The sequence below is a fragment of the Cohnella sp. GCM10012308 genome (assembly GCF_042649185.1).
GTDB lineage: Bacteria > Bacillota > Bacilli > Paenibacillales > Paenibacillaceae > Cohnella.
In genome coordinates this window covers 79,767-106,145 of the sequence record NZ_JBHRYU010000022.1, presented here as the reverse complement: position 1 = coordinate 106,145, position 26,379 = coordinate 79,767, and the positions used below count along the sequence as shown (strand labels likewise).

Sequence of the window (26,379 nt, the reverse complement as noted above, 5' to 3'; positions counted from 1 at the left end):
CCTCATTATTGCGACGACTGCCAGGCGTTTACTTCGTCCGTGATCGTCTTGCCGCCCAGATTGTCCCACTGCGAGACGAACTTGTCGAAGTCCGCCGCCGAGCCGCCCATGACGATCCGCGTGAACGTCTCGAGCTGCAGCTTCTGCAGCGTCGCGTTGTTGTCGGTCATGCCCTGCGTGGGCGCGCCGTAATAAGCGTCGTCCTGGAACAAGCCGGCTTTGGCGTAGCCGTCGAGGACCCCGAGCGAGCCTTCCGGGCCGTACATGCGCTCGGTTCCCCAGCCCTTCGAATCTCCGCCTTTATACGCCGCGATGTTGTCGTAATAGCCCTTCTCCTCCGCGTTAAGCCCCGATGGATCGCCGGATTCCAGCGCCTTGACGACATGCTCGTGCGCGTCCAGGTTTTTGCGCGGCGCTTCGCCGTACAACAGCGCATAGTCGAAAACGGCAACGCCGTTCTTGTCGATGTTGTAAACGTCCGGCTCGGCGGTGGCGCCCCACAGCTTCTCCAGATCGAGGTTCAGCAGCTTGACGGCCGCTTCGGGATGGGCGGCTCCTTTTTTTACGACGTAATACGTGCCGATCGCGAACGGCACCTGCGCTTTGGCCGGCTGGCCGTCCGCCGAAGGAAGCGACAGCGCTTTCCACTCCATGCCGGGGTTCGCGTTTTTGGCATCCTGCTGCCAGCCCACGTTCCAGAAGTAGCCGTAAAAAAGTCCAAGCTTGCCGGCGCTCGCCGCTTCGCTGACCTTGGAAGCGTCCTTGGTGCCGTACTCTCTGTCGATCAGGCCGGATTTGTACATCTCCTGCAGCTTCGCCAGCGCCGTCTTCACTTCCGGCTGCACGCTGCCGTAGATAAGCTTGCCGGAGGCGTCCTTCAGCCAGATGTTCGGATAGGCATGGTAGCCGTTAAAAAAACCTTCCAAAGCGGCGTAGAAGCCGAAGAGATCCTTGTTCAGCCCGAGCCCGTACGTATCCGGCTTGCCGTTGCCGTCGGGATCCTGCTTGACGAAGGCTTCCGCCGTCTTGACCAGGTCGTCCATTGTCTTCGGCTCAGGCAGGCCCAGCTTGTCGAGCCAATCCTTGCGCACCCACAGCACATGGGACTGTCCCTGTCCGGAGCTCATCTTGGGCAACGCGTACAGCTTGCCGTCGAATGTCGCCGACTTGAGCGCATTGCCGCCGTCCTCCGCGAGAATCCGCTTGGTCTGCTCCGAGGCGTACCCGTCGTAGCGAGCGGACAAGTCCTCGACCTGACCGTCCTCGACCAGCCGCTTCAGCTGGGCGGCGCTGACGGAGGCGATGTCCGGCAGCTCGTCCGAAGCGATCGCGATGTTCAGCTTCTGGTCGTACTGCGCAGCGGGCGTCGTCCAAAGGTATTTGACCTTAACGCCAAGCTGGCTCTCGTAAGCCCGCGACCATACATTATTGTCGATCGCATCGCCTTCGTTAAACTTCATCCCTTCCGCGATCGGACGGACGGCGGTCACTTCGATCGGCGGATCGTACGCGTCCAGCGGACCGGACGCGGCATTCGATGCCGATGCCGATGCCGGTGCGGAGGACCCCGCCGTCGGGCTACCTTCGCCGGACGGCCGGCTCTCCTCGCTCCCTCCGCTGCATGCCGACAGCTGCAGCATCAGCAAAGCGGACGTCAAGCATAATGCGATGGCCTTGTTTCTCTCCATATCGTGAACAACCCCTCCGTAATGGTGTCCTTCCGGCTCCTCGTCATTATAAGCTTGCGCCAGGCCATGCCGAGAGCGACGGCCATTCGCGGCCGGTACGACGATCGTCCGGCGATTCGCGCCGCAAGACCGGAGCCGCACCGTTCGAGGATCGGAATCGCCCTCTTCGCTCCCCCAAGCAGCCGCGAATCAACGGCGAAGACGGGCCCGATGCGCATCATCAGACCCGTCCCGTATGGCGCTGCCTGTATTCGCTCGGCAGCAGGCCGGTCAGCTCCTTGAACATTTTGCTGAAGTACCGCTGATCCGCGAAGCCGCACCGCTCCGCGATCAGATAGACCGGATGGTTGGTCAGCAGCAGCATGTCCCTCGCGGCATAGACGCTGACGTATTGCACGTATTGCGTAAACGTCAAGCGCATGATGTCGCGGAAGCTCGTGCTGAAGTAGCTCTTGCTCAAGTTGACCGCCTGACTGATCTCGCTCTGCTTCACGCCGCCGCTTCGCCGCTCCGCGATGAGATCGGCCGCCTTCACGATCGCGAGCAGCACGTCCTCCGAGTAATGCGAACGTCTGAGCCACAGCTGCAGCCGCCCTCGCAGGCCTAGCAGCCAAGCCGCGGCATCCTGCGGCTCTGCCGGAATACGCTGCGCCGCTTCACGCTCCCAATCGTACATGGGCAAGCATTCCCGCCAGCGGGCGAATGCGGAGACCAGCGCTCCGTGCAATTCGGCCGCCTCGCGCGAGCTTGCGCCGCGTACCTTCTCCTGCAGCGCCGCGAACCGCCCGTCGTCCAACGTCCACAGCGCGCCTGCCGCCAGCTCGGCAATCCCCCGGATCTGCGCCCCGTTCGATGCGGCGGACGGGGCGGCGGACGGGGCGGCGGACGAGATTGGACCCGCCGCCGCTTCTCTCCCGCCGGCCGTCTCCGCGGTCGACACGTCCGGGCGTACGGCACGCAGCATGCGCGTCATCGTCTCGTCCAGGTCGAGCTCCTCCAGCTGCGTTTTGACGATATAGTCGACGGCCCCCAGACGCAGCGCCTCCTGAATGAAGTCGAAGTCCTGATGACAGGTCAGAATGACGACGCTGATTGCCGGCGCCAGTTCCTTCGCCCGCTTGATCAGCTCCATTCCCGACATGCCCGGCATCGTAATATCGGTCAGCAGCAGCTGCACCGGCTGCCGCCGGATAAACGCCAGCGCCTTCTCGCCGTTTGCAGCTTCCCCCGCGATCTGGACGCCGTACTTTTCCCATGGAAAAAAGAGCCGCATCCCCTTGCGCACCAAGCTCTCGTCATCTACGATCAACGCTTGAATCAAGTCCTTCCGCTCCTCTCACCGCGTCCGGCAGCCGAATAACGATCCGCGTTCCCCCGCCCGGCTCGCTCTCTATATAGAGCTCCGCAGCCGATCCATAATAGACCGCCAGCATTTTCCGCACATAACGAAGCCCGATCCCGAGTCCCGAACGCCTAAGCTTGTCGTCGTCCGTCTCGAGCAGCTCCTCGAGCCGTTCCCTCGGTATCCCCTTGCCGTTATCGACGACTTCTACCAGCAGGTGCCGGGCCTCCCGGCGAATCGTCACGGCGATCTCGCCGCTCTCGTCCTCGTCGAAGCCGTGATACAGCGCGTTCTCGACAAGCGGCTGCAGCAGGAAACGCGGGATCGGCACGTCAAGGCAATCCGGGCCGATGTCGAGGGATACGTTAAACGAATGGTCGTAGCGGATGTTCTGGAGCTCGATATAGTCCCGCACCGCTTCGGCTTCCTCGCGCACGGTGACGATGATCGTCTTCTTCCCGAGATTGTAGTGCAGCACCCGCGTAAAAATCGAGACCAGCTTCGCGATATTCGCCTGTCCCTGCATGCGCGCGAGCCACTGGATCGTATTCAGCGTATTGTGCAGGAAATGGGGATTGATCTGGACGAGAATCTTCTCCACCTCCAGCTCCCCCCGGCGCTTCTCCTTGTCCTCGACGTCGGCGATCAGCTCGGCGATGCGGCGGCTCATCGATTGGAAGTTGGCCAGCATCTGGTTGAATTCCAGCAGACCGGTCGCGGACACGCCCGTCGGCGACTGATTGTAGCGGAAGCGAGTGATCTCGCGGTTCATGATGCGGATCGGACGGTATACCATCCGCCAGATGACCCATGCGAGCGCGATGCCGAACAAGATCGACAGCGATGCGAGCAGCACGAACTGCAGGAGCCACTTGTTCATCTCCCGGTCGTACGCCGATACGGGGATGAGTTGATAGATCGTCCAGCCGTGCCCGCTGTCCGCCCGGAAAGTCTTGTACTGCCGGGACGACACGGCGTACGGTTCGCCCGCCTGCGCCGCTTCCTTCAGGTTGCTGTACGCCACGTTCCCGTCCGGAGCGGTCAACACATGGTAGACGGGATAATCGCTCCGGCCCGCGGCCCCCGCGTCGAACAGAGACTCTAGTCCTGTCGTCTTCGTCTCTACATAGGCGTACAGCGACTTCCCCTGGCCGTACGTCAGCTTGCGAAGCAGGGAGAAAACCGGCCCCTCCGCTTCCGATTCGGGGCTGAAGGACGGATAGGGGCCGTAATAGGTGAACAGCTTCTGCCGATAGAACGGCGTGAGCGACCGCAGATCCAAGGCGGCGCCGCCCTTCCGGTTCGGGAACAGCACCGGCTCCGCCAGATCCGGGTCGTAGAAAAACATAAGGCCGAGATTCGGGTTGGAAAAGTTAACGTTGGCGATCGAGTCGTTAATATCGCGGTACAGCATAGAGCGCTCGTACGGGTCGGCGCTGCCGATAAACCTTACGACCTCGCGCCCGATGCCGCCTTCGACGTCGAGCAGCTGCGAGACCCGGCCAAGCTCGTCCAGCTTGCGCTCCAGCTCGTCCCGCTCGCGGTAGGCCTTGTCCATCCAATCGCGCTGGATTTTCTCCGTCTGCACGATGTAGATCCAGCGATAGGAAATATACCCGAGCCACAGGACCGGGACGACGGTCGCGATCGTCAGGAACAACGCCAGGCGCGATCTCAGGGAGCGCAGCGGAAAGAAGCGGCGAAGCGGGTTCATCATGTTGCGCGCTCCTTCAATGGCTAAATCTCGTAATCCCTTTATTATAACGCAGCCTTGTGCGGGCATAGTCGGACGATTTTCCGAGACAGGGGGGAGTAAGGTTTGAATCTGGCGGGCATGAGAAAAACCGCCAGGGGAAGATCGCCCTGACGGTCCTATTAAGTTTGGCGTTTTCCGAAAATGGAGTTGCGCGGAACGCCTATCTCGGGCTCATCCGACAGCCGCTCCAATCGACCTGCGTATCGTCGCCCGCGTCGTTCCTCCGCCGCAATACCTGCAAATATACATCTTTTTTTGCCGATGTCGCCTCTTTGGGACAGGATAGATGCAAAAACGCATTTATTTCCACTCATCAGCCCGATTTCGGGTTTGCGCTTTGCATTTACCTGCATATTTGCAGGTATTTCGTCAAGTGTCGCGCGACGGCGGAAAATACATGTATAAACGCAGGTATTTAACCCGCCATTCGGTCGGAAAGGGATAAAGAACAATGACACCCGGTTCACTCTGCGATTTGCGAGATCAGGCTCCGCATGCGGACGGGAATCTCCTCGCGCAGCGCCTCCCAGCGGACGAACGCGTCCGCCGGCCAGGACCAAGGCGCATAGTCGAAGCTCGGGACGAAGCCGAAATCCCGCAAATGCCGCTCAGCGAGGACATCGACATCGGCAGGCGCCCCCGTCCGGAACTCGCCGGCGAATATCGCGGGCTCCAGCAGTCCGCCCGTCCCTGCGTTCTCCATGCAGCAGGACGTCAGATCCGGGAGCAGATGCAGCGCGTCCTCGAGCGGCGACATCGCGTGCTTGCCCGGCTGCACGTACAGACGTACGCGACGGCCGATCAGATTCGTGCGTTCCCGGTTCAGCCCGAGCAGCCGTCTGCCGTGGAAGCTGGCCTCGCAGGAGACGACCTCCCCCTCAAGGCCGACGTAAATCCAGACATGCTCCAGATCGTACAGATGCTGAATGTCGTAATCCCAATAAATCGCATACTCGATGACGCACGCATGCCGTTGCGGGTCCAGCAGGATCTGCCGGTTAAAAGAGGGCGAGGGTCCGTCTTCGCGGTACACGGCGATGCCCGCACGGATCGGGCGGAACGGCTCCCGCTCGTCCAGCAGCAGGATCGGCGCGTAGCGTGCGGCAAGCGTTTGCCAGGGCAGGTCCGCAGGATTGCCGTCGGTCGAGGTGCCGTCGGTCTGGCTGCCGTCGGTCTGGCTGCCGTCGGTCTGGCTGCCGTCGGTCTGGCTGCCGTAAGACGGGAAGCCATCGGTCGTATTGCCGTAGGACGGGAAGCCGTCGGTCAAGCTGTCGTCAATCGAGGTGCCGTAGAATTGTGAGTCGTCGGTTGAAGCGCCATCGGTCGGGTCTCCATCGGTCGATCTGCCGTCTTGCCCAAGCGGCCGCTCGTACGGGATGCGCTTCGTCTCGGACAAAAGCGTATCCGGGCGGATGCCGAGCCCTGCGGCGAGGCGCGCTTCCAGCTTTTCCGCCAGCTCGACCAGCTCCAGCGGCTCGCCGATCGTGTAGTCCGGCCGCTCGCTCTCATCGGCCGGATCGCGCGGATAGCGCGGCGTCCATCCGATATGGACGCTCGCGATGCCAAGCGCGTTGGCGCCTTTGACGTCCCGGCTCAAGTTGTTGCCGATCATCGCGACGCGGCTGCAGTCGTCCTCGCCAAGCTCGAGCGCGCCGAGCGCGGCCTTGAACATGCGCGCGCTCGGCTTGACCGCCTTGATGTTCTCCGAGTAGATCATCGCGTCGAAATAATCGTACAGCCCGTGCTGCCGGTAAACGTTCTTGAACGACTGGGCATCGCCGTCAGCGACGAGCGCCAGCGCGAAGCCCCTTTCGTGCAGCGTCCTTACCATGACGTCGGCGCCGGGGATCAGCCCGGCGCTGACGACGATGCCGTCCTCGTCCCGCACCTCCGTCGATTCGTCGACAATCGTATCGCCGCTGTCCAGAAAAAGAATTAGTCGTCTCCGTCCGCTAGCTCCGCTCATACTGATGCCCCTCCTTCTGTACAAAGGGATTCCGCAGAAGGTCTGATCGTGTACTTGCGACCTTTTTGCGTGTCAAAACGGACGATTCCGTCCGCGGACGAATGAGCCTCTATTCTCATTCCGTCGTCCGAGGTCACCGATAGCGGCGCGCCGCCGGATACCGTCACGGCGCAAGGCAGACCGCGCAGCGACGCGATCGTCGCTTCGAGCAGCCTTCCGTCCGCCCATCGTACGTCGACCTCGAAGCCGCCCCGCGCACGCAGGCCGCGGACGACGCCTTCGCGCCAGGCATCCGGCAATGCGGGCAGCAGCTCGACGAACGGCTGATGCGACTGCATCAGCATCTCCGCGATGCCGGCCGTGGCCGCGAAGTTGCCGTCGATCTGGAAGGGCGGATGCGCGTCGAACAGATTCGGATAAAGTCCGCCGTGCCCGGGGCCGCGTTCATCCTCGCGCACCAGCCGCGTGAGCTGCTTGAGCAGCCGCAGCGCGCGGTCTCCGTCGCCGAAGCGGGCCCAGAACGCGATTTTCCACCCGAGACTCCAGCCTGTGCCCTCGTCGCCGCGCGCCTCCAGCGACTTGCGTGCTGCTGCGAACAGCTCCGGCGTGTCTCTCGCGGTGAGCTGCCTTCCCGGATGGACGCCGAACAGATGGGACGTATGCCGGTGATGCGGGTCCTCCTCCTCGAATTCGCAGCACCACTCCCGAAGCCGTCCGTCCGCACCGATCCGCAGCGGGTAGAGACGTTCCCTCGCCTCCGCGAGCTCGGCGGCAAAGTCTTCGTCGCTGCCAAGCGCTTGCGCTGCCTCGATGCAATTGGTGAACAAGTCCCAGATCAGGGACAGGTCCATCGTAGAAGCCATCGAGACGCTGGCGGGACCGTCCGGCGTCAGAAAACGATTTTCCGGCGAGGTGGACGGATTGGTGACGAGGTAGCCCTGCGCGTCTTCGGTCAGGAAGTCGAGGACGAACTGCGCCGCATCCCGCATGGCCGGGTAGGCGGTATCCCGCAGATACTTCTCGTCCCGTCCGAATGCATAGCGCTCCCACAGGTGCTGGGCGAGCCATACGCCGCCCATCGGCCACATCGTCCAGCTCGCGTCGCCGTGGCCGAAGTCGCCGACCGGCGCCGCGTGGCCCCATATATCCGCGTTGTGATGGGCGACCCAGCCGCGCGCGCCATAATGCAGCCGCGCGGTCTTCCGGCCGCTGCGGGACAGCGTGCCGATGAAGTCGAGCAGCGGCTCGTGGCATTCGGCGAGATTCGCCGTTTCCGCCGGCCAATAATTCATCTGGGCGTTGATATTCAGCGTCCAGTTGCTGCTCCAGGGCGGGCGGGTCGACGCGTTCCAGATGCCCTGCAGGTTGGCGGGCTGCGTGCCGGGACGCGAGCTCGCGATCAGCAGGTACCGGCCGTACTGGAACAGCAGCGTGGCGAAGCCGGGATCGTCGGCGCCGCAGGAAGCGAGCCATTCGTCCGTTGGCATGTCCGTTGGCATGTCCGTTGGCATGTCCGTTGGCATGTCCGTTGGCATGACCGTTGGCATGTCCGTTGGCATGTCCGTCGGCATATCCGTTGGCATTTTCTTTGGCATGTCCGCAGGCGCGTTCGTTTCAGCTCCGGCACCTTCGCCCGTATCTACGTCGGCACCAACGTTCCTGCCCCGATCGCCCAGATCGAGCTTCACCCGATCGTACAGCGCACGGTAATCCGCGACATGCGCAGCCTTCAGCCTGTCGTAAGGCTGCGCCGCCGCGTGCCCGGCGATCGCAAGCGCGATCGCGCCCGCATCGCGGCCGTCGATGCCCGGCACGCGCGTCGGGCCCGCGAAGCCGGTGGCCGCGGCGACGATCAGCGTCACCGCGGTCGCGCCGCGAACGCGAAGGCCGTCCGCCTCCGCGCCGACCGAGCCTCCGCAGGCGATCGCCTGCAGACAGCAGGCGAACCGCATTGCCTTCGCTTCAGCGCCGTCGGCGGCGTAGACGATCGGCCGGTCCGTCTCGTAGTAGGACGGATCGACATGCTCCGGCGCGATGCCGCGCATGACCAGGCGGCCGTCCTCGGCACCGACCGCATGGCGCAGCGGACTGTCCAGCGTCGCGTGCAGATCGATCGCGCCGGGGACGCTCGCGGTCAACCGCAGCACGAGCGCCTGATCCGGGTGCGACGCGAACAGCTCCCGCATGTAGCGAATGCCGCCCACGCTGTATTCCACCCGCGATACCGCATCGCCAAGATCGAGCGACCGCCGGTACGCGCTGCAGATATCCCCGTGGCCCATTCGCAAATGGAGATCGCCCAGCGGCAGGTACGACTGGGTATACGCCCCCATCATCTCCTTGCAAGCGAGATCGGCCTCCGCGTACTTGCCCTCGCGCACAAGCTCGCGTACGCGCGGGAGCGCCTGCAGCGCCGCCGGATTGTTCGTTTCCCTGGGATAGCCGGACCACAGCGTATCTTCATTGAGCCCGATCCGCTCGCGCTCCGCGCCCCCGAACTGCATGGCGCCGAGCCGCCCGTTGCCGAGCGGCAGCGCCTCCGTCCATACGGCTGCCGGCTTGTCGTATAAGAGTTTCATCCCTGCACCTCGTCAGCTTTTCTTCGCGATCCAGGCATGATCCGGATCGTTGCGGAACCGCCATACGCGCGCCGGCCCCGCCATCACGTTAAGATAGTACACCTCGTAGCCGGGCGGCGCGGAGACCGGGTGATAACCTCTCGGCACCAGCACCGTCTGTCCGTTCCCGACGGCCAGCGTCTCGTCGAGCGAGCGGTCGTCCGTGTAGACGCGCTGCACGGCAAAGCCCTGCTCCGGTTGGACGCGGAAATAATACGTTTCCTCGAGCAGCGATTCGTCCGGCAGCGCGTCGCGGTCGTGCTTGTGCGGCGGATAGCTGGACCAGTGGCCTGCCGGCGTGAATACTTCGACGACGAGCAGGCTGTCGGCCGGTTCGGATTCGGGCAAAATATTGTGGATGTAACGCTGCGTCGCGCCGCTTCCCCGCACCTCCGCGCCGACGTCGGCCGGCGCGATCAGTCGCGAGGCGCGGCCTTCCCGCCCTGGGGCGGCGCAGACCGCCATCTCGAGCGTCGTCAACGCCTCCACGGCGAAGCGGTTGCCTGCCGGCACATACGCCGAATAGGGCGGCGTGCCTTCGAACACGTCCATCCGTCCTCCCACGTCCGTCCAGGCCGCGTCCGCCGTAACGATATTCGCTTTTCCCGACAGCAGCACCAGGCAATACTCCCGCTCTTCCGTCTCGCGGCTTAGCGTCGCCCCCGGCTCCAATCTGTAAGCCTCGAAGCCAACGTAGTCCCAGCCTGCCGAGGCCGGCGTCACCGACAGCAGGCGTCCGTCCGAGTCCGGCACCGCGGCGGGACGCACGATCAATTCGGACATGCCGCTCACATCCCTTCCCGCAGACTGTCCAGGTCGGACAGCTTCACGATTCGTTTATACTTTGCCGACAGCTTAGAGGCTAGCGCGATCCGCTCCGCCTTGCAGGCGTCTTCTCCGCTCACCGGTACCGGCGTTCCGTTCAGCAGGCACTCGATAAACTGCCGGGTCTCGTCGATATAGGCGCCATTGTAGCGTTCGAGGAAAAAATGGAGCGGCTTGTCGCGCCGCACGCCTGCTCCGGTCGCTACCACTGCCGTATTCGGATAGTCGTTGGCCGTCGCGACGCTGCCGCCCGAGCCGAAAACTTCCGCGCGCTGGTCGTAGCCGTACGCCGCCCGCCGGCTGCAGTCGATGACGCCGAGCGCGCCCCCCGCGAAGCGCAGCGTGACGATCGCCGTGTCCACGTCGCCATGCGCCGCGAATACCGGATCGACCAGCACGGCGCCCTGCGCGAACACCTCCTCGACCTCGCGGCCCGACAGGTATCGCGCCATGTCGAAGTCGTGGATCATCATATCCATGTAGATGCCGCCGGACACTTTGATGTATTCGGCAGGAGGCGGCGCAGGATCCCGCGAGGTGATCCGGATCATGTGCGGCTCGCCGACCGATCCCTCCAGCACATGCTCGCGGACGCGCCTGAAGTTGTGGTCGAACCGGCGGTTGAAGCCGACTTGCAGCTGGACGCCTGCGAGACGAACGGCCTTAAGCGCCTCTTCGGTCGCGGACAGATCCATGCTGACGGGCTTTTCGCAAAAAATATGCTTGCCGCGCGCAGCCGCCCGCTTAATGAACGGAACGTGCGTGTCGGTGGAGGAGCAGATGAAAACGGCGTCGATCGCCGGATCGTCCAGTACGGCGTCGCTGTCCGCGATCGCGATGCCCCGCGCCACGGCCCATTCGCGCAGCTCGTCGCCGGCGAACGGATCGCTGATCGCGACGAGTCTCGCCTGCGGATCGCGCAGCAGATTGTCCGCGTGAATCCGGCCGATCCGGCCCATGCCGATGATGCCAATGTTGATTTGTCTCATGCCGCATCGCCTTTCGTCAGTAGATATGGATTACCAGCGCGCCGTAACCATCTTCTTGCGCGTATAGAACTCGACGCCGTCGCCGCCGTTGGCGTGCAGATCGCCGTAGAATGATTTCTTGTAGCCGGAAAAGGGGAAAAACGCCATCGGCGCCGGAACGCCCAGATTGACGCCGAGCATGCCCGCATCGATCGTCTCGCGGAACTGCCGCACGCTCGAACCGCTCGACGTGAACAGACACGCGCCGTTCGCAAGCTCCGACGCGTTGGCAATGTCGATCGCCGCCTCGAGCGTCTCGGCCCGCACGACGGACAGCACCGGCGCGAAAATCTCGTCCCGCCAGATCGCCATGTCCGTACCTACCCTATCGAATATGGTCGGGCCGACGAAGTAACCCTCGCCCTGTGCCGCCTCGTCGAGGCGTCCGTCGCGCACCAGCTCCGCGCCCTCGCGCTCGCCGGCCTCGATGTAGCCGACCGTGCGCGCCTTGTGCGAATTGCGGATGACCGGCCCGAGGAACACGCCAGGCTGCGAGCCGTCGCCGATCGTCAGACGATCGGCCGCCTCGCGCAGGCGCCGTACAAGCTCGTCGCCGATGCCGCCGACCGCGACGACGACCGCGCACGCCATGCAGCGCTCGCCGGCCGAGCCGAAGGCCGCGCTCACGATCTCCTTGACCGCAAGGTCCAGATCGGCGTCGGGCAGAACGATCGAATGGTTCTTGGCGCCCGCCAGCGCCTGTACCCGCTTGCCATGCGCGGCGCCGGTCTTGTATACGTACTCGGCGACCGGCTGCGAGCCGACGAAGGAGATCGCGCGAATGCCGGGATGCGCCAAAATGCCGTTCACCACGTCGCGCGCGCCGTGCACGAGGTTCAGGACGCCAGACGGCAGGCCGGCCTCGTGGAACAGCTCGGCGAGCCGGTTCGCGAGAAGCGGCGTGCGCTCCGACGGCTTGAGCACGAAGGCGTTGCCGCAAGCGATCGCCAGCGGGAACATCCAGCAGGGCACCATCATCGGGAAGTTGAACGGCGTGATGCCACCGACGACGCCGATCGGGTACCGGTACATGCCGGATTCGAGATTTGTCGCGATGTCCGGCAGCTGCTTGCCCATCATGAGCGAAGGCGCGCCTGCGGCGAATTCGACGCATTCGATGCCGCGCAGCACTTCGCCGTTCGCTTCCGCATAGCTCTTGCCGTTCTCGAGCGTCACGAGCCGGGCAAGCTCCTCCCAATGCTCGACCAATAGCTGCTGGTATCTGAAAAGGATGCGCGCGCGCTTCGGCACGGGCGTCCGGCTCCATTCCTTGAAGGCGGCCTCCGCCGCGGCGACGGCGCGGTCCACGTCCTCGCGCGAGGACAGCGGAACGTGCGCCAGCACCTCTCCGTTCGCCGGATTGACGACCGCTTCCGTTCCTTCCCCCAATGCCTCGATCCATTCGCCCGCGATCCAGTTTTTTAATGTATGTGCCATGCGTGATTCCTCTCTTCCATGTTCATAGTTAAACGCCGAGTCAGTTGGCAACGATCTCTCCGCGCTCGCAGCGCGCGATATAATCCTCGACCTGCCCCACCGTCGGCATCGCGTCGGAGCAGCTGTGGCTGGACACGACGATGCTCGCGGCGGCGCTGCCGAACGACATGCTGCGGTCGACCGCCCAGCCGGACAGCAGCCCGTACAGGAAGCCTGCCGCATACGAATCTCCCGCGCCGAACGTCTTGATGACTTTTGCCGGATACGATACGGCCCGGTGCTCCCCGCCGTCCCGGGTATACGCGACGGAGCCGGCTTTGCCGTGCTTGACGATGACGAGGCTGGCGGCATGGCCGAACCACTTGGACGCCGTGAACGCGTCGCTGCGGTCCGGATTGTGCTCGAAGCGCTCCATGCTGTCGAATTCCTCGCGCGTGCCGACGATGATGTCGCTTTTCTCTGCGGCCAGATTGTAGTAGACGGCCGTTTCCTCCGGGGATTTCCACGTATAAGGGCGGTAATCGATGTCGAAGGCGACGGCGGTGCCGTGCCTGCGCGCATAGGTCAGCGCCAGCAGCGCCGCCTCGCGGGACGGACTTGCTGCGAGCGCCGTGCCCGACAGGAGCAGCAGCCGGCTGCGCGCGATCAGCTCCTCGCTCACCTCGGACGGGGAGAGCAGCAGGTCGGCGACGTTATCCCGGTACATCAGGATGCTGCAGTCCGACGGGCTCTTGATCTCGGTAAAAGCGAGCCCCGTCACCGCGCCCGTCCGGTCTGTCGACACGCCCTGCGTATCGATGCCGTCGCGGCGCAGATAATCGGCGATGAAGCGGCCCATCTGATCGTCCGCGAGCTTGCCGATGAACGCCGTCCGGAGTCCGAGCCGGCTCGCGCCGATCGCGATGTTCGCCGGCGAACCGCCGACGTACTTGGTAAAAGTGAGCGTCTCTTCCATCGGGCGATTGATCTCGTTCGCATTGAGGTCGATGCACAGGCGGCCGAGCGCCGTCAGATCGAACTCGCGGCCTTCCGGCAAGGTCAATCCCGCGTTCGCCTGATCTACTTTCACGTTGTTGCCGCCGACTTTTTCCATGCTCATGCCCGTTCCTCCTTCTCCTGCGCGCTTAGGAGCGCACCCAGATAAGCTATTGACCGTGCCGCGTATTCGCGCGGCGGGTGCGCAGCGGGATCCTGCTCGCCCTCGAGCATCGCCCAGCCGTCGTAGCCGCGCGTCCGCAGCTCCCGCACGATCGGGCCGAAGTCGATGCCGCCGTCGCCCGGCACGGTGAACACGCCTCTGCGAATGCAGGCGACGAAGTCGACGCCGTCCGCGCGCGCCGCTTCAAGCTCGCTAAGGCGCACGTCTTTCAGATGGATATAAGCGATGCGGCCGTAATGCTTGCGCAGCAGCGCGAGCGGATCCGCTCCGCCGTATAAGGCATGCCCGGTATCGTAGAGCAGGTATACGTATTGGGGGTCGGTCATGGCCATCAGCCGGTCGATCTCCTCGGGCGTCTCGACCGCGGTGCCCCCGTGATGATGATAGGTCAGCTTGAGGCCGAGCTCGCGCGCGATCCGCCCCGCCTCGTTCAGCCCCTCGGCCAGGTGGCGCCAGCCGTCCTCGGTGAGACGCAGCACCTCGCGCTCGTGCGGCGTGCGCCGCGGGTCGAAATGCAGCGAACCCCCGACCTCGCAGGTGCTGATGACCGAGCTGCCCATGGCACGAAGGAACTCGGCGTGCTTCCGGTAATCCGCCAGTTCCCGCTCGCGGTATGCCGGATCGCTGAGCAGCACCGACTTCCATCGGGAGACGAGCCGGATGCCCCGCGCGTCCAGCAGCTTGCGCAGCCCATCGCGGTCCTCCGGGAACTTGCGTCCCATCTCGGTGCCGGTCAGTCCCAATGCCGCGATATCGTTCAGGATCTGCTCGCAGGTCGTCTCCTCGCCATGCTCCCGTACATCCTCGCCGACCCAGTTGATCGGATGAATGCCCATTTTCCAAGGAAAAGCGCTCACTGAAATTCCCTCCTAATAAGGTCTGGCCTCGCCGAGCTTCTGCTTCATGGCCGCATGCGCCTCGACAACCCGTTCGCCTGCCGATACCTCCGGCACGCCCACGTTCCACCACGACTCATAGCCGTCCGTATTCGTGCCGGGCAGCACGGAGATCTCGATGAGCGTCGTAACCTGCTCTTCCCGGGAGCGCAGCAGCGCCTCGCGAAGCGTCTCGGCCGAATCGGCCTTGTAGGCGGCCGCTCCCAGGCTGCGGGCATGTGCCGCAAAGTCGATCGGCATATACGCGCCCGTATATCGGGAGGAGGACGGCTCGCGGTAGCGGAATTCGTTGCCGAAGCCGTCGCTCCCATGCCCGCGCTGCAGATTGTGGATGCATTGGAAGCCGTGGTTGTCGAACAGCAGGATCGTGAACTTGCGCCCCTCCTGCAGGCTCGTGATAAGCTCCGAGTGCAGCATCAGATAGCTGCCGTCGCCGACGAGCGCATACACCTCGCGGTCCGGCGCGGCGAGCGCCGCGCCGAAGGCGCCGCTGACCTCGTAGCCCATGCACGAGAAGCCGTATTCGAGATGGTAGCCATCCGGCGTGCCGGTCCGCCACAGCCGCTGCAGATCGCCGGGCAGGCTGCCGGCGGCGCACACGATTACGGCCTCGTCGCCGAGCGCTTCGCTCACGACGCCGAGCGCGCGGGTCTGCGCCAGGCCGTCCTCGCGTTCCAGCGCGTACAGCCGGTCGATCTCGGCGTTCCATAGCGCGCGGATATCGGCGATCTCGTTCGCGCCGTATGCGGTGCGGTAACCGAGCGTGAACAGACGCTCTAGCAGCACCTCCAGCGCCGCCTTCGCGTCACCGATCCAGGCCGCGCCCTCCAGCTTGGCGGCGTCCATGCCGCTCACGTTGATATTGAGAAAAGCTGCGCCCTCGCGGGCGAACGCGGACTTGGAGGCGGTCGTGAAGTCGGAATAGCGGGTGCCGATGCCGATAATCAGGTCCGCCTCCTTCGCGAGCCGGTTCGCCGCGAGCCCGCCCGTCACGCCGATGCCGCCGACGTTGAGCGGATGGCTCCAGGGCAGCGATCCGCGTCCCGCCTGCGTCTCGGCGACCGGAATGCCGAAGGCTTCCGCTAGCGCGGCCAGCGCCTCGGATGCGCCGGAATAGCGGACGCCGCCGCCGGCTACGATGAGCGGACGCTTGGCCTTGGCAGCGAGGCGGATGCAGCGCTCGATCGCCTCGGCGGCGGGCATGGTGCGGTCGCGGTAATAAACGCGCTTGGCGAAAAAGGAGGCCGGATAGTCGTACGCCTCGGCCTGCACGTCCTGCGGCAGCGCGAGCGTCACGGCGCCCGTCTCCGCGGGATCGGTCAGTACGCGCATCGTGTTCAGCGCCGCGCTCAGGAGCTGCTCCGGCCGGACGATCCGGTCCCAGTAGCGGCTGACCGGCTTGAAGCAGTCCGTGGCGGACATGGTGTAGTCGCCGGGCGCCTCGATCTGCTGCAGCACCGGATCGGGCTGGCGGGACGCGAAGTTGTCGCCCGGCAGCAGCAGGAGCGGGATGCGATTGACGGTGGCGGTGCCCGCCGCCGTCACCATGTTGAGCGCGCCCGGTCCGATCGAGGACGTGCAGGCGTAGATTTGCTTGCGGTTTTTCTGCTTGGCGTACGCAGTCGCGGCATGGGCCATACCCTGCTCGTTTTTGCCTTGCACGTAGGTCAGGCTTCCCGGGCTCCGCTCGAGCGCTTCCCCGATGCCCGTTACGTTGCCATGCCCGAAGATCCCCATGACGCCCGCCACGAACTTCGTCTCGACGCCGTCCTCGCTAATGTATTGCGCGTCCAGAAAGCGGAGCAGCGCCTGCGCCATCGTCAGTCGGATCGTTTCCATAAACCCAGTCCTCCAATCGTTTAATGGGATTAAGCGCTTAATCCAATCGGCTGAAAAAACGGCTTACGCAATCGAATCCGATCCCGCTGCGCCGCCATTCCGCAACCGTCCATCTTCTATATGACCCAAATTCTAATTCGACCTCAAATCCCCGTTCAACCTCGAATGCTAGCCTCGTCCAACCCGATTCGCTTAGACCGGATTCGACCTCAGCTTCAGCCGGAAGCGGAACTTCCCGTCCTCGCCGTACCACATCGGGAAGTTCGTGCCCCAAATATTGTTGTGCAGGTTAAAATGCCAGCCGCCGTCAAGCGGGGCGAACGTGCCGTCGAACTGAAGCAGCCTCCGCTGTCCGGGCGCCGCAAGCGCGGCATCCAACGTCGCGATATCCGCATCTCCGTCCGCGCCCCGGTAGCTCACGCCGCTGCCGACGGCATGCAAATTGCGGTTGCCGCCTTGCACGACCTGCAGCGGCGACACGGCGCTTCCCATTTTGTCCATCGTCCAGCGGTTCGGATTGCCGACCTGGAGGCCGCAGCTTAGCCAGCTCGCCTCGGGCAACCGGTTCGCGTCCTTGCCGAACCACTGCAGCGTCATGCCGATCTCGTCTTTGGCACCCGCGTCGAAGATATAAGTCAGCTCCAGCTCGCGCGGCGCGCCATACAGCGTCCACGATTCCTCGGGCATGCGCAGGCGCAGCACGTAACGCTCTCCCGACGTATCCGCCGAATGCTTGATGTCGACCAGCGTCGGCCGGTAGGTCCGATGGCTAGGCAGCGGGCGGACGAACTCGAAGCCGGGCTTGCCGAAGTCGGCGTCGGCCCACGGATGGGTGACCGGCAGGTTTTGCATGTACGTGCGGAAATAATGGCCGTAGCTGTCCGTGCCGAACGTCTCGTACACGTAGGCGCCGACTCCGCCGCCTTCGGCTTCGGCGACCCACTGCTTGCCGTTGCCGTCCGCCAGGTACGAGAGCGAGCCGTCGCCCGCAAAAGCGAGCTCAAAGCCGCCGCTTCTGTAGCGCTCGTTCTGTCGTCGTTCGGCGAAACCGACGGCCGTATCCGTACGTCGCGGCTCCAGCTCGGCGAGCGCCGCCTGCGCTTCATCCCGCAGCGCCGGCGGGAGCACGCCGACCGCTTTTTCCGCATACGCTCGCTGCTCCGCCCATGAACGCTCGATCATGGCGTACGATCGCACGCTTTCCTCCCCTTCGAACAGCCCCGCCGAATGCTTGTCGAATTCGTCCATGGCGAACGCGCCGATGTAAGCGAACTTCGCGGGCTGGTCGAGCGGATCGACGATGTCTCGGCGGCGCGCCTCCATGAAGTCGGCCTTGGCATAGTTGCGGAAGTCCGGCAGCCACTTTTTAACGTCGAGCCCCCACGTATGCTCCGCGGTGAGCAGCAGCGCCTCGTTCAGCGCGCGGCAGGCAACGTCATCCTCCCGCAGCCGGCCGGTCGTCAACCACTCGTTCCTCAGCCGCTGCAGCGTACGCAGGCTGGCGAGCTTTAACGGATCGGTGCCCGCGCCATGAATCCAGGTGTCTCCGATCTCCTCGCGGACGATCGGCAGCTTGTCTCGCACGGTCTCCAGTTGCAGCGCAAAGGCATCCATCGTCGAGGCCAGCACCTGTGCGCCCGGGTAACGATGCCCGATGTCCTTGAACTGCTGCCGGATTTCCTCCGCATCAGGGGGGCCGCAGTTGTCGCCGGTATGGGCGAACAATAGCGCGTCGCCGAGCCCCTCGACCTCCACCGCCTCGCCGTAATTGCCGGCGTAGTTGACGATGATCTCCGATCCGTCGTCGGCCTGCCAGCGAAAAAGACGCGGCACGTCCGGCCGCTTGGATGCCGGATTGACCCCGAGATGCAGGTAGCGCAGCCCCGCCCGTGCCACAAGCGGCACCATGCCGAGCGTATGGCCGGGAACGTCCGTCATCTTCGCCGCGACGGTCCGTTTGCCGAACCGGGCGTCCAGTTCGCGACCGATCGCAAGACCGGCCTCGAACAGCCCCGCGTCCATCAGCTCGGTATGCGTCGTGAAGGGCAGGCCGTGCCAGGCGATATGGCCGGCAGCGATCGCGCGCTCCATGCGCGCCTTATCCTCGGGCTGCGCCTCGTCCAGATAGCGGCTGATAAGCCAGGAACCGGTCGTCCATACGAAACGCTCGGTACCGCCTGCCGCCTCCAATTGCTCGGCGAGCTCGATCGCCTTCGGTATATAGTCGTCCATGTACTGCCGGACGACCTGCTCCGCCAGATGGGTGAAGCCGATATCCAGATGCGTTTTGAAAATAACGTGCACGCGTTCAATGGGTGCCACCGCCGCATTCCTCCTGCAACCGTTTAATCATCTTTACTGTAATCGAAAACACGAATTAGGTAAAGCGCTTAACCCACAATGAAATTTTTTTATTAGCAAAAAATTATATTAGCTATGCGCGAAGGCAAATTTACCTGCCCCTAGCGGAAAAACGTTCTGCAAGAAGCCCCCGTCCCTAGGTTCACCTTCGCGCCGCGATAGCGGCAAAAAGTGCCGCTATTATCTCCGCCGGTTCACTTTCGTCCCGCCATAGCGGCAAAATATGCCGCCATATAGCGAGCCCGAAAAGCTACCCCTGCCCGGAAGCCCGCTTTGATCCGCACATCGCCGGCCAGCTGGCAAAAGCCAGTTACCTTCAAACCCCGATATCCGTGGCTGCCGTCGACTCGCGCACGACGAGCTCCGGCTGCATGACGATCCGCTGGGGGACGGGGCTGGCGCTCTCGGGTCCGTTCCCGATCAGCAGTTCAAATGCCAGCTTCACCATCTGCCCGATCGGTTGGGCGATCGTCGTCAGCAGCGGGTTGGTCGCAGTCGAGAGCAGCGTGTTGTCGTAGCCGACGACGGACAGCTCGGCAGGGACGGCAATACCGGCTTCCCTGGCCGCCTGGAGCGCGCCGACAGCCAGCAGCTCGTTGCTGCAAAACAACGCGGTCGGCCGATCGTCGCGCCGCAGCAGTTCGAGCGTGGCGCGTTTGCCGTCCTCGATGCTGGAGGCGCAGGGCTGGATGTCGCCGTCCTCAAGCCGGACACCGGCTTCGAACAGCGAGAAACGGAAGCCCCGCACCCGCTCCTGGCTGCTGCTTACCTTCAAGTCCTCGGCGAGCACGGCCATTCTGCGATGACCGAGCCCGAGCAGATGCGCCGCGGCAAGCGATGCGCCCCGAAAGTCGTCGGTGGCGACGCCGCTGACCGGCAAGCCCTGCACCTCGCGGGCGATCGTCACCGTCGGCAGCGGCTTCTCCGCAAGCTGCGCCAAAATATCCGCGCCGCCCCCGGTGCCGATAAGGATGCCGTCGACGCTTTTCTGTTCCAGCAGCCGGATATATGCCAGCACGCGTTCGTCCTGATTGTCCGTGCTGCATGTGATGACGCTGTACCCAGCCGAATGGGCAATATCCTCGACCGCCCGCGCGATCTCTGCGAAAAACGGGTTGGCGACGTCCGGGATGAGCAATCCGAGCGTATACGTCTTTTTGCCCGTCAGCGCCGACGCGATAACGCTGGGCTGGTAGTTCAGACGCTCCATTATTTTAAGAATTTCTTCTCGTTTCTTCTTCCCGATCTTGCCTTTGCCGTTGATGGCGTTGGAGACGGAGGCGATCGATACGCCCGCTTCTCTGGCGACATCGTATATCGTAGTCGGTTTCATAGACGCAGCCCCACTTCAATCGAATCAGAAAAGCGCGCAAGGCGCGCGCCTAGGGCTATTATCCGATGTCGGAGCCATCATTGCAATCGTCCGCGCCGACTCTCGCGCGCATTCCGCGTCACTCGACCCGCGCAACCGCCACATCGCCTTTGACCGTCTGCTACTCTCACATTCGCCGCCTAGTCGTGGTCATCCGCTCCATATTAACTTCCGCCGCCCAGTCGTGACCACTTGTTCTACCTCCACACCGGCCGCTCCGGCGTGGTCATCTGCTCCACCTTCACTTGCGCCGCCCCGACGCGGATACCCGCTTTACCTTCACACCCACCGCCCCAAAAATTCCTGCATTTCAGCATTTATTTCTCACATGTTGAGGCGTTATTTCTCGATAAGTTTCAAAGAGCGGTTATTTTCAATACGGATGATAAAAAAAGCCGATTTGGGATGAATTAGATGCCACTTGACAACTATCGCTCTCCAATTGCCGGATTCGGCCAAAAATAAATGCCATCTGACAACTATCGCTTGAGCATGGCAGTCCCCCGCGCAAACGCCATCTCATCCTACGAAACTATAAACCGATTGTCCCTAACATCCGTATCCGCGCAAGCGGTGAGCCGAATCGTCCCCTCGAACGCGCCGAAGCCGCCTCCCGGCAACCCTACCGCCCGAATCTCGTTGTCCGCAAAAGAAACGCCTGCCGCTCCCTTCGCCATCAGCACCAAAGCCTCCCGCGTCTCGAAGCGATTGCCTTCTATACGAATGTTGCGGTGTACAGGCCGCGCCGCGTCCGGCTCGTCGGCCGCCGGCGTGATGGCGATCACCGGAAAGTCGCCGTCCCCGCATTCGACGAACAGATTGTCCCGGATCGTCAGATCGTGCACCGGTCCCGATTCGAACCAGGACGACGCGTCCCCTTCGACCAGGATGGCGCTCATCCGCATTCGCTCGAACGCATTGCCTTCGATCGTCGCCTTGCGGCGCGTCGTGATCAGAATGCCGCGCGTCGGAATGCGCGCGAAGCGGTTGCCGGCGATGCGAACCTCCGGCGTCCAAGTCACGTTCTCGACGACATCCCCCGGCGCAAAATCCTCAATTACCGTCACTGGCTCCTCTAACGTCAGCCGCAGCGTACGATCGTCGATCCGCTCCACTGAACGCACCCTGCCGGTCCCGAATGCCGCGAGCGAGCCGCCTCTCGCGAACTCGATCTCGTCGCCGTCCCGAAAAGCCTCGAAGCCGTAGCTCTGCGGATGCATGAACCGCACTTCCACCGCGTTCGGCGCAGGCCGGCCCACGATTTGCAAATACGTGCCGTGGACGTTGATCGCGTCGTCGTGGGCGCCGGCGAACCGGGAATCCGCGATCTCGATCCGGCCGCGGCAACCCATCAGATGAATGCAGTCCGCGAAGGCCGCGACGGTCCTGCCCGTCTCCGGACGCGGCGCCAGCTCCATGCGCACAAAAGACAAGTTCTCGCTATACTGCCCCACGATGCCGAGTCCGTGCATGAAGTGCATGCCGACACCATCCATGACGACGTCACGGCTGTCCAGCAGGAACGCGCCGACCTGGTCGCGGATGCCGTCGCGAAATTGCAGCACATAGCCGGCCTCAATCCCCGCCAGCGCTTTCACAGCAGCCCTAGCCTCGCCGAAGCTCAGCCGCACTCGTCGCGATCCGATCAGCTCCGCCGTCACTGCCGACTCGACCGGATTGTCGATGCGCCAGGTCGTATCGCGCGCAGGATCGTATGCCTGAACCGGCCCTTCATGGAAGCGCCAGCCTTCACCGATCCAAACCAACTTGCCGCCCTCTGCCGCGCAGCGGGAATCCGGATGAACCTCAAGCTCCAGCCATTCGCTGCCGATGCCGGTCACCTTGGCCTCCGTCACCGTCGGGACCGCATAGTCCATGCGCAAGTTGCGGATCGTTACCCGTTCGCAGCCGTCGAGCGCGAGCATGGTCTGTTTGCCATGAAAAACGAATAGCGCGCCTTGGCCGTCCAGCGTCAGATCGCGCACACCTTTCATATAAACGCCGATCGTCTTCGTAATATCCGGGTTCTCCGTCTCGCTGGCCGTATTCGTGATGAAGTAGGGTACGCGGGCCGCTTCCTCGGCATAAAAATCGTAACGGCCCGGCCCGCAAGTCAGCAGCGCCGGTCCCGCCGCGCCTGCAGCCGCCGCAATCGCCCGCTGCATCGCAACCGTCGTATCCTCGCCTGAGTCCGCCCGCGCGCCAAAGTCTTCGAGCCGCCATACTGCCGGCTCCGCACCCGCCTGTCGATTCGTTTCGCTCATGCTGCTCCTCCGTTCACCAATCTCTCTTTCACCAAGCAAGCAAGGAAATGCCCAGCCGGCTCCCCGGCAGGCATTTCCTCAAGATTCCGCTTACTTCCCCTGCTTCGCCATCTCTGCCGTCACTTCCGTGATCGCCGTCTGCAGCCCCTTGCCGTCGTAGCCCTTGACGATGTCGTGCCACATCGCGACAGGATCGTCCTTGCTCAGGATCATGCGGGTGAAGTCGTCGTCGAAGTTGATGGCCGACAGCTTATCCTTGGCCGGCGTTGACATCGTGAAAATTTCGAACGCCGTCGGGATCGGCTTGGCGTTTTGCATCTGCCAGTTCAGCTCGTCCTGAATGAACTGTACCATGTCGTCGCCCTTCGCGGCTCTATTAATCGGCGAATCCTCGATCGCGCTCACGTTGCGCCACATCGCCAGCTGCGAAACGATGTCCATCGACGGGTATTCCTTCTTCAGATCGATGTACGAGTCGCCGTCCTTCGGACGCGTAATCGTGTACTGGTCGCCGCTCTTGGTGAAGTCCTTGCCTTCGATGCCGTAGTCGAACATTTCCTTGCCCTCCGGAGAGAGCAGCCAATCGTAGATGCGCAGGATACGGTCCAGCTTCTTGTCGTCGACGTCGGCGTTGATCATCGTTTCGGACCACCAGGAGTTGGTCGTGTGGCGATAGATCGTACCGTCGGCGGCCGGCCACAGGTGAAGCACCTTCACGTGGTCGAAGAAGTTCTGCCCCGGGTTGTTTTTCTCCCACTCGGCCCGGATGCCCGTCGCGCCGCTCGCCGAATCGACGTTAAACGCCAGCGCGCCCGCTTTGTTCTGATAGAACTTCTGGTTGGCTTCGCCGGCCTTCTCGACCGCGAAGTCCTTGTCGAGCGCGCCGTCCGCGTACATCTTGCGGGCTTGCACGACGACGTTGTCCATCTGCTTGGACGCATAGAAGGGGATCCACTTGCCGTCTTCCTGCACCCAGCTTTGGTTGCCGAATTGCGGGAAGGTCGGGACGAACACCGATTTGAAATAGCCTAGCGTATTCATGACAATGCCGGTCGTGTCCTGCTTGTTGTTGCCGTCCGGGTCCTTGGTGGCGAACGCGGTCAGCATCGCTTCGAACTCGTCGAACGTTTTCGGATCCTGAATGCCCAGCTTCTCCATCCAGTCCTTGCGGACGTAGATCGCGCGGTCCACGGCCCACAGGTCGGTGTTCGGATACGTCATGCGCGGAATCGCGTACAGCTTGCCTTCGCGATAGATCCCCTGCACCTCCGGCGCCTTGGCGACCTTCTCGACGTTGGGATAAGCGCTCAGATCGTCCGGCAGCGCATGGACGAGTCCTTGCTTGACCCATTCGTTATACGTGGCGGGATTGTCGTTCGTGATGCTGTTGGTGATGATGTCGGGCAGCTGTCCGGCCGCGGCCCATACCTGCGCTTTTTCTTTGTAGTTGTCCCACCCGATGTCCATCGGCTTCAAGGTGACGTTGAAATCCTTCTCGAGCTTCTGCAAAATCTCGTCATGCTTCTCGAAGCCGACGCCGATGCCCCACCAGGAGACGGACAGGTCCAGATGCTCCGCATACGGATCGGCGTCCCCCGCAGGGGAGGCCGAGGCGGAAGACGCTGCTTCCGAAGACGCGGCGGCCGGCGCGGAAGACGAAGCCTGTTCGTTGTTCGAATCGTTGCCGCAGCCCGCAAGCACGGTGGCCAGCATGACGGCGGATAGTCCTGCAGAACCCAGAAGCTTCGCTTTTTTCATGTGTGTAGTCCCCTTCGATATTTTTATAATAAAAGCTTGTCGCTCTTACTATCCCTTGATCGAGCCGATCAGCACGCCTTTGGCGAAGTACCGCTGCATGAACGGGTACAGGCAGACGATCGGAAGCGCGCTGACGACGAGCACCGCCATCTTGAGCATCTCCGGGTACAGGCCGGAGTCCTGGAAGCGGACGCTGGTCGTAATGCCGGACAATACCTGCGCATAGTTCGTGAGCAGCTCCCGCAGGAGCGCCTGCAGCGGCAGCAGGTTCACGTCGGTCATGAACAGGACGCCGTACCACCACTCGTTCCAGCGGTCGACCGCGTAGAAGAGCGCGATCGTCGCGATCATCGGCTTGGAGACGGGCAGCGCGATTTTGTAGAACACCTGGATATCGTTCGCGCCGTCGATCTTCGCGGACTCCTCGAGACCGGCCGGCAGCGTGCGGAAAAAAGCGATGCAGATCATCAGGTAGAACGTATTGACCGCGACCGGCAGCACCATGACGAACAGGTTGTTGATGAGATGCAGGTTTTTCATCGTCAGGTAGAACGGAATGAGGCCGCCATTGAAAAACATCGTGAAGATGATGCCCGACATGACGATCCCCCGACCGGGGTACCCTTTCTTCGACAGCACGTAGGCGCCCGTCAGCGTGACGATCAGGTTGACCGACGTGCCGACGACCGTCACGAACAGCGTGACGAGAAAGGCCTTCAGGAAGCGCGGCTCCTGGAAAATGTAGCTGTACGCCGTCGTCTTGAACGTCGTGGGAATCAGATAGACGACCTGCTTGGAGACGGCTGCCGAATCGCTGAACGACATGATCAATACGTTGTAAAACGGGAACAGCGTGCCGATCGTCAGGAGGATCAAAACGGCGTGGATAGCGATGTCGGCCCAGCTTCGCTTCTTGCGGCGAAGAGCGGCCGGCGCCGGCTTGGCGTTCGTTTTTCTCGTGATCGTCGTCTCCATCTAGACCAGCCCCTCTCCGCCGAGTTTTTTGACCATGTAGTTGGCGCCGTACAGCAGGGCGAAGTTGAGCACGGCCTTGAACAGTCCGACTGCCGTCGTCACCCCGAAGCTCGAGCCGTCCGAGAAGGCCGCCCGGTACACGTAGGTGTCGATGATATCTCCCGTGGCGTATACGCCGGGGTTGTAAAGATTAAAGATCTGATCGAATCCGCCGTTCATCGCGTTGCCTACGGCCAAGATCAGCAGGATCGCGGCCGTGCCGCGGATCGAAGGCCAGGTGATGGCCCGCAGCTGCTGCCAGCGTCCGGCGCCGTCGACGCGCGCGGCCTCGTACAGCTCGGGATTGATGCCTGCGATGGCCGCCAGGTAGATGATCGCGCTCCAGCCGATCTCTTTCCAGATGTTCGACAAGAAGATGATGGGCCGGAACAAGCCCGGATCGGTCAGAAACGTCTGCTTGCCGAAGCCCAGCGCCGCGATAATCTGGTTCAGTACCCCGTCGTTGCTCAGAAAGTTGAACATGATGCCGCTTACGATAACCCACGAAATGAAGTGCGGGAACGTGTACACGGTCTGGTAAAACTTTTTCAGCTTCTGCCGGACGACCTCGTTGATCAGCAGCGCGAGCGCGATGGCCGCCGGAAACTCCAGCACGATCCGTCCGACGCTGATGATGATGGTATTGCGGAACGCCCGCCAGAACTCGCTTTGCTTGACCAACTCCTCGAAGTTGCTCATGCCGATCCACGGGCTGCGAAGTATACCTTCCCGGATGTGGTATTCCTTGAATGCCAGCAGGACGCCGTACATCGGGAAATATTGAAACAGCACGTAGAACAGCACGGTCGGAAGGAGCAGGATGTACAAATAGCGGCTTTTGTAGATTTCCTTCCCTAATCTTTTTTCCATTGCGTACCTCCCGTAAGCGCTGCCATTGCTCTGGGACTTATTATCCCTGTCGGCGGCCGCGCGGGGTATGCACGGGATTTATGGATTTGCCTGCAATTTGAAAGCGTTCGCAGGAAAAGAAAAAACCTTCGGCGAAGGTTTTCTAAAATACGTCCATAGATTCTCTAAAAATAAAACATAGGCAAA

The 26,379-nt window shown here is 62.8% G+C and carries 17 protein-coding genes; all 17 read right to left on the bottom strand.

Annotation, left to right across the window (positions count from 1 at the left end; translation table 11 throughout):
- Positions 1–5: 5 nt before the first annotated feature.
- The 17 genes from ACFOTD_RS21900 to ACFOTD_RS21820 all read right to left on the bottom strand — a co-directional run bounded on the left by ACFOTD_RS21900 (position 6) and on the right by ACFOTD_RS21820 (position 26,193).
- Positions 6–1,688 (bottom strand): extracellular solute-binding protein, encoded by a 1,683-nt coding sequence (locus ACFOTD_RS21900; RefSeq protein ID WP_378122058.1) that lies wholly within the window; start codon positions 1,686–1,688, stop codon positions 6–8.
- 220 nt (positions 1,689–1,908) lie between these two features.
- Complete coding sequence (locus ACFOTD_RS21895) at positions 1,909–3,009, bottom strand: response regulator transcription factor (protein ID WP_378122057.1); 1,101 nt, start codon at positions 3,007–3,009, stop codon at positions 1,909–1,911.
- Positions 2,984–4,747 (bottom strand): sensor histidine kinase, encoded by a 1,764-nt coding sequence (locus tag ACFOTD_RS21890; protein ID WP_378122056.1) that lies wholly within the window; start codon positions 4,745–4,747, stop codon positions 2,984–2,986. Before ACFOTD_RS21890 ends, ACFOTD_RS21895 begins: the two co-directional genes overlap by 26 nt.
- Positions 4,748–5,249: 502 nt before the next feature.
- Positions 5,250–6,752, bottom strand: a complete 1,503-nt coding sequence (locus ACFOTD_RS21885) for an HAD family hydrolase (protein ID WP_378122055.1) — start codon at positions 6,750–6,752, stop codon at positions 5,250–5,252.
- Entirely contained in the window at positions 6,749–9,331 is a 2,583-nt protein-coding gene (locus ACFOTD_RS21880) for a glycosyl hydrolase family 95 catalytic domain-containing protein (RefSeq protein ID WP_378122054.1), read from the bottom strand. The genes ACFOTD_RS21885 and ACFOTD_RS21880 overlap by 4 nt, the downstream gene beginning before the upstream one ends.
- Positions 9,332–9,343: 12 nt before the next feature.
- Complete coding sequence (gene iolB, locus ACFOTD_RS21875) at positions 9,344–10,153, bottom strand: 5-deoxy-glucuronate isomerase (RefSeq protein WP_378122053.1); 810 nt, start codon at positions 10,151–10,153, stop codon at positions 9,344–9,346.
- A gap of 5 nt (positions 10,154–10,158) precedes the next feature.
- On the bottom strand, positions 10,159–11,184 hold the full coding sequence (gene iolG / locus ACFOTD_RS21870; RefSeq protein WP_378122052.1) for an inositol 2-dehydrogenase: 1,026 nt from the start codon (positions 11,182–11,184) through the stop codon (positions 10,159–10,161).
- A gap of 30 nt (positions 11,185–11,214) precedes the next feature.
- The gene (locus tag ACFOTD_RS21865) at positions 11,215–12,660 is read right to left on the bottom strand and encodes a CoA-acylating methylmalonate-semialdehyde dehydrogenase (RefSeq protein WP_378122051.1); all 1,446 of its coding nucleotides are present in this window, start codon (positions 12,658–12,660) and stop codon (positions 11,215–11,217) included.
- Positions 12,661–12,700: 40 nt separating this feature from the next.
- Entirely contained in the window at positions 12,701–13,753 is a 1,053-nt protein-coding gene (iolC, locus tag ACFOTD_RS21860) for a 5-dehydro-2-deoxygluconokinase (protein WP_378122089.1), read from the bottom strand.
- 2 nt (positions 13,754–13,755) lie between these two features.
- Positions 13,756–14,676, bottom strand: a complete 921-nt coding sequence (gene iolE / locus ACFOTD_RS21855) for a myo-inosose-2 dehydratase (RefSeq protein ID WP_378122050.1) — start codon at positions 14,674–14,676, stop codon at positions 13,756–13,758.
- A 12-nt stretch (positions 14,677–14,688) separates the two neighbouring features.
- Entirely contained in the window at positions 14,689–16,554 is a 1,866-nt protein-coding gene (gene iolD / locus ACFOTD_RS21850) for a 3D-(3,5/4)-trihydroxycyclohexane-1,2-dione acylhydrolase (decyclizing) (RefSeq protein ID WP_378122049.1), read from the bottom strand.
- Positions 16,555–16,746: 192 nt separating this feature from the next.
- Entirely contained in the window at positions 16,747–18,876 is a 2,130-nt protein-coding gene (locus tag ACFOTD_RS21845) for a DUF5054 domain-containing protein (RefSeq protein ID WP_378122048.1), read from the bottom strand.
- A gap of 355 nt (positions 18,877–19,231) precedes the next feature.
- Positions 19,232–20,248: a LacI family DNA-binding transcriptional regulator gene (locus ACFOTD_RS21840; RefSeq protein WP_378122047.1), complete on the bottom strand. Its 1,017-nt coding sequence runs from the start codon at positions 20,246–20,248 to the stop codon at positions 19,232–19,234.
- A gap of 563 nt (positions 20,249–20,811) precedes the next feature.
- Complete coding sequence (locus tag ACFOTD_RS21835; RefSeq protein WP_378122046.1) at positions 20,812–22,551, bottom strand: right-handed parallel beta-helix repeat-containing protein; 1,740 nt, start codon at positions 22,549–22,551, stop codon at positions 20,812–20,814.
- 90 nt (positions 22,552–22,641) lie between these two features.
- Positions 22,642–24,309 (bottom strand): extracellular solute-binding protein, encoded by a 1,668-nt coding sequence (locus ACFOTD_RS21830; RefSeq protein ID WP_378122045.1) that lies wholly within the window; start codon positions 24,307–24,309, stop codon positions 22,642–22,644.
- Positions 24,310–24,357: 48 nt separating this feature from the next.
- Positions 24,358–25,284, bottom strand: a complete 927-nt coding sequence (locus ACFOTD_RS21825) for a carbohydrate ABC transporter permease (protein WP_378122044.1) — start codon at positions 25,282–25,284, stop codon at positions 24,358–24,360.
- The gene (locus tag ACFOTD_RS21820) at positions 25,285–26,193 is read right to left on the bottom strand and encodes an ABC transporter permease (RefSeq protein ID WP_378122043.1); all 909 of its coding nucleotides are present in this window, start codon (positions 26,191–26,193) and stop codon (positions 25,285–25,287) included.
- Positions 26,194–26,379 lie beyond the last annotated feature (186 nt).

What these genes read in the sequence shown, in the direction of transcription:
- ACFOTD_RS21900 (WP_378122058.1), bottom strand. Translation starts at nt 1,688, where the DNA reads ATGGAGAGAAACAAGGCCATCGCATTATGCTTGACGTCCGCTTTGCTG.
- ACFOTD_RS21890 (WP_378122056.1), bottom strand. Translation starts at nt 4,747, where the DNA reads ATGATGAACCCGCTTCGCCGCTTCTTTCCGCTGCGCTCCCTGAGATCG.
- ACFOTD_RS21885 (WP_378122055.1), bottom strand. Translation starts at nt 6,752, where the DNA reads ATGAGCGGAGCTAGCGGACGGAGACGACTAATTCTTTTTCTGGACAGC.
- ACFOTD_RS21880 (WP_378122054.1), bottom strand. Translation starts at nt 9,331, where the DNA reads ATGAAACTCTTATACGACAAGCCGGCAGCCGTATGGACGGAGGCGCTG.
- iolB (WP_378122053.1), bottom strand. Translation starts at nt 10,153, where the DNA reads ATGTCCGAATTGATCGTGCGTCCCGCCGCGGTGCCGGACTCGGACGGA.
- iolG (WP_378122052.1), bottom strand. Translation starts at nt 11,184, where the DNA reads ATGAGACAAATCAACATTGGCATCATCGGCATGGGCCGGATCGGCCGG.
- ACFOTD_RS21865 (WP_378122051.1), bottom strand. Translation starts at nt 12,660, where the DNA reads ATGGCACATACATTAAAAAACTGGATCGCGGGCGAATGGATCGAGGCA.
- iolC (WP_378122089.1), bottom strand. Translation starts at nt 13,753, where the DNA reads ATGGAAAAAGTCGGCGGCAACAACGTGAAAGTAGATCAGGCGAACGCG.
- iolD (WP_378122049.1), bottom strand. Translation starts at nt 16,554, where the DNA reads ATGGAAACGATCCGACTGACGATGGCGCAGGCGCTGCTCCGCTTTCTG.
- ACFOTD_RS21840 (WP_378122047.1), bottom strand. Translation starts at nt 20,248, where the DNA reads ATGAAACCGACTACGATATACGATGTCGCCAGAGAAGCGGGCGTATCG.
- ACFOTD_RS21835 (WP_378122046.1), bottom strand. Translation starts at nt 22,551, where the DNA reads ATGAGCGAAACGAATCGACAGGCGGGTGCGGAGCCGGCAGTATGGCGG.
- ACFOTD_RS21830 (WP_378122045.1), bottom strand. Translation starts at nt 24,309, where the DNA reads ATGAAAAAAGCGAAGCTTCTGGGTTCTGCAGGACTATCCGCCGTCATG.
- ACFOTD_RS21825 (WP_378122044.1), bottom strand. Translation starts at nt 25,284, where the DNA reads ATGGAGACGACGATCACGAGAAAAACGAACGCCAAGCCGGCGCCGGCC.
- ACFOTD_RS21820 (WP_378122043.1), bottom strand. Translation starts at nt 26,193, where the DNA reads ATGGAAAAAAGATTAGGGAAGGAAATCTACAAAAGCCGCTATTTGTAC.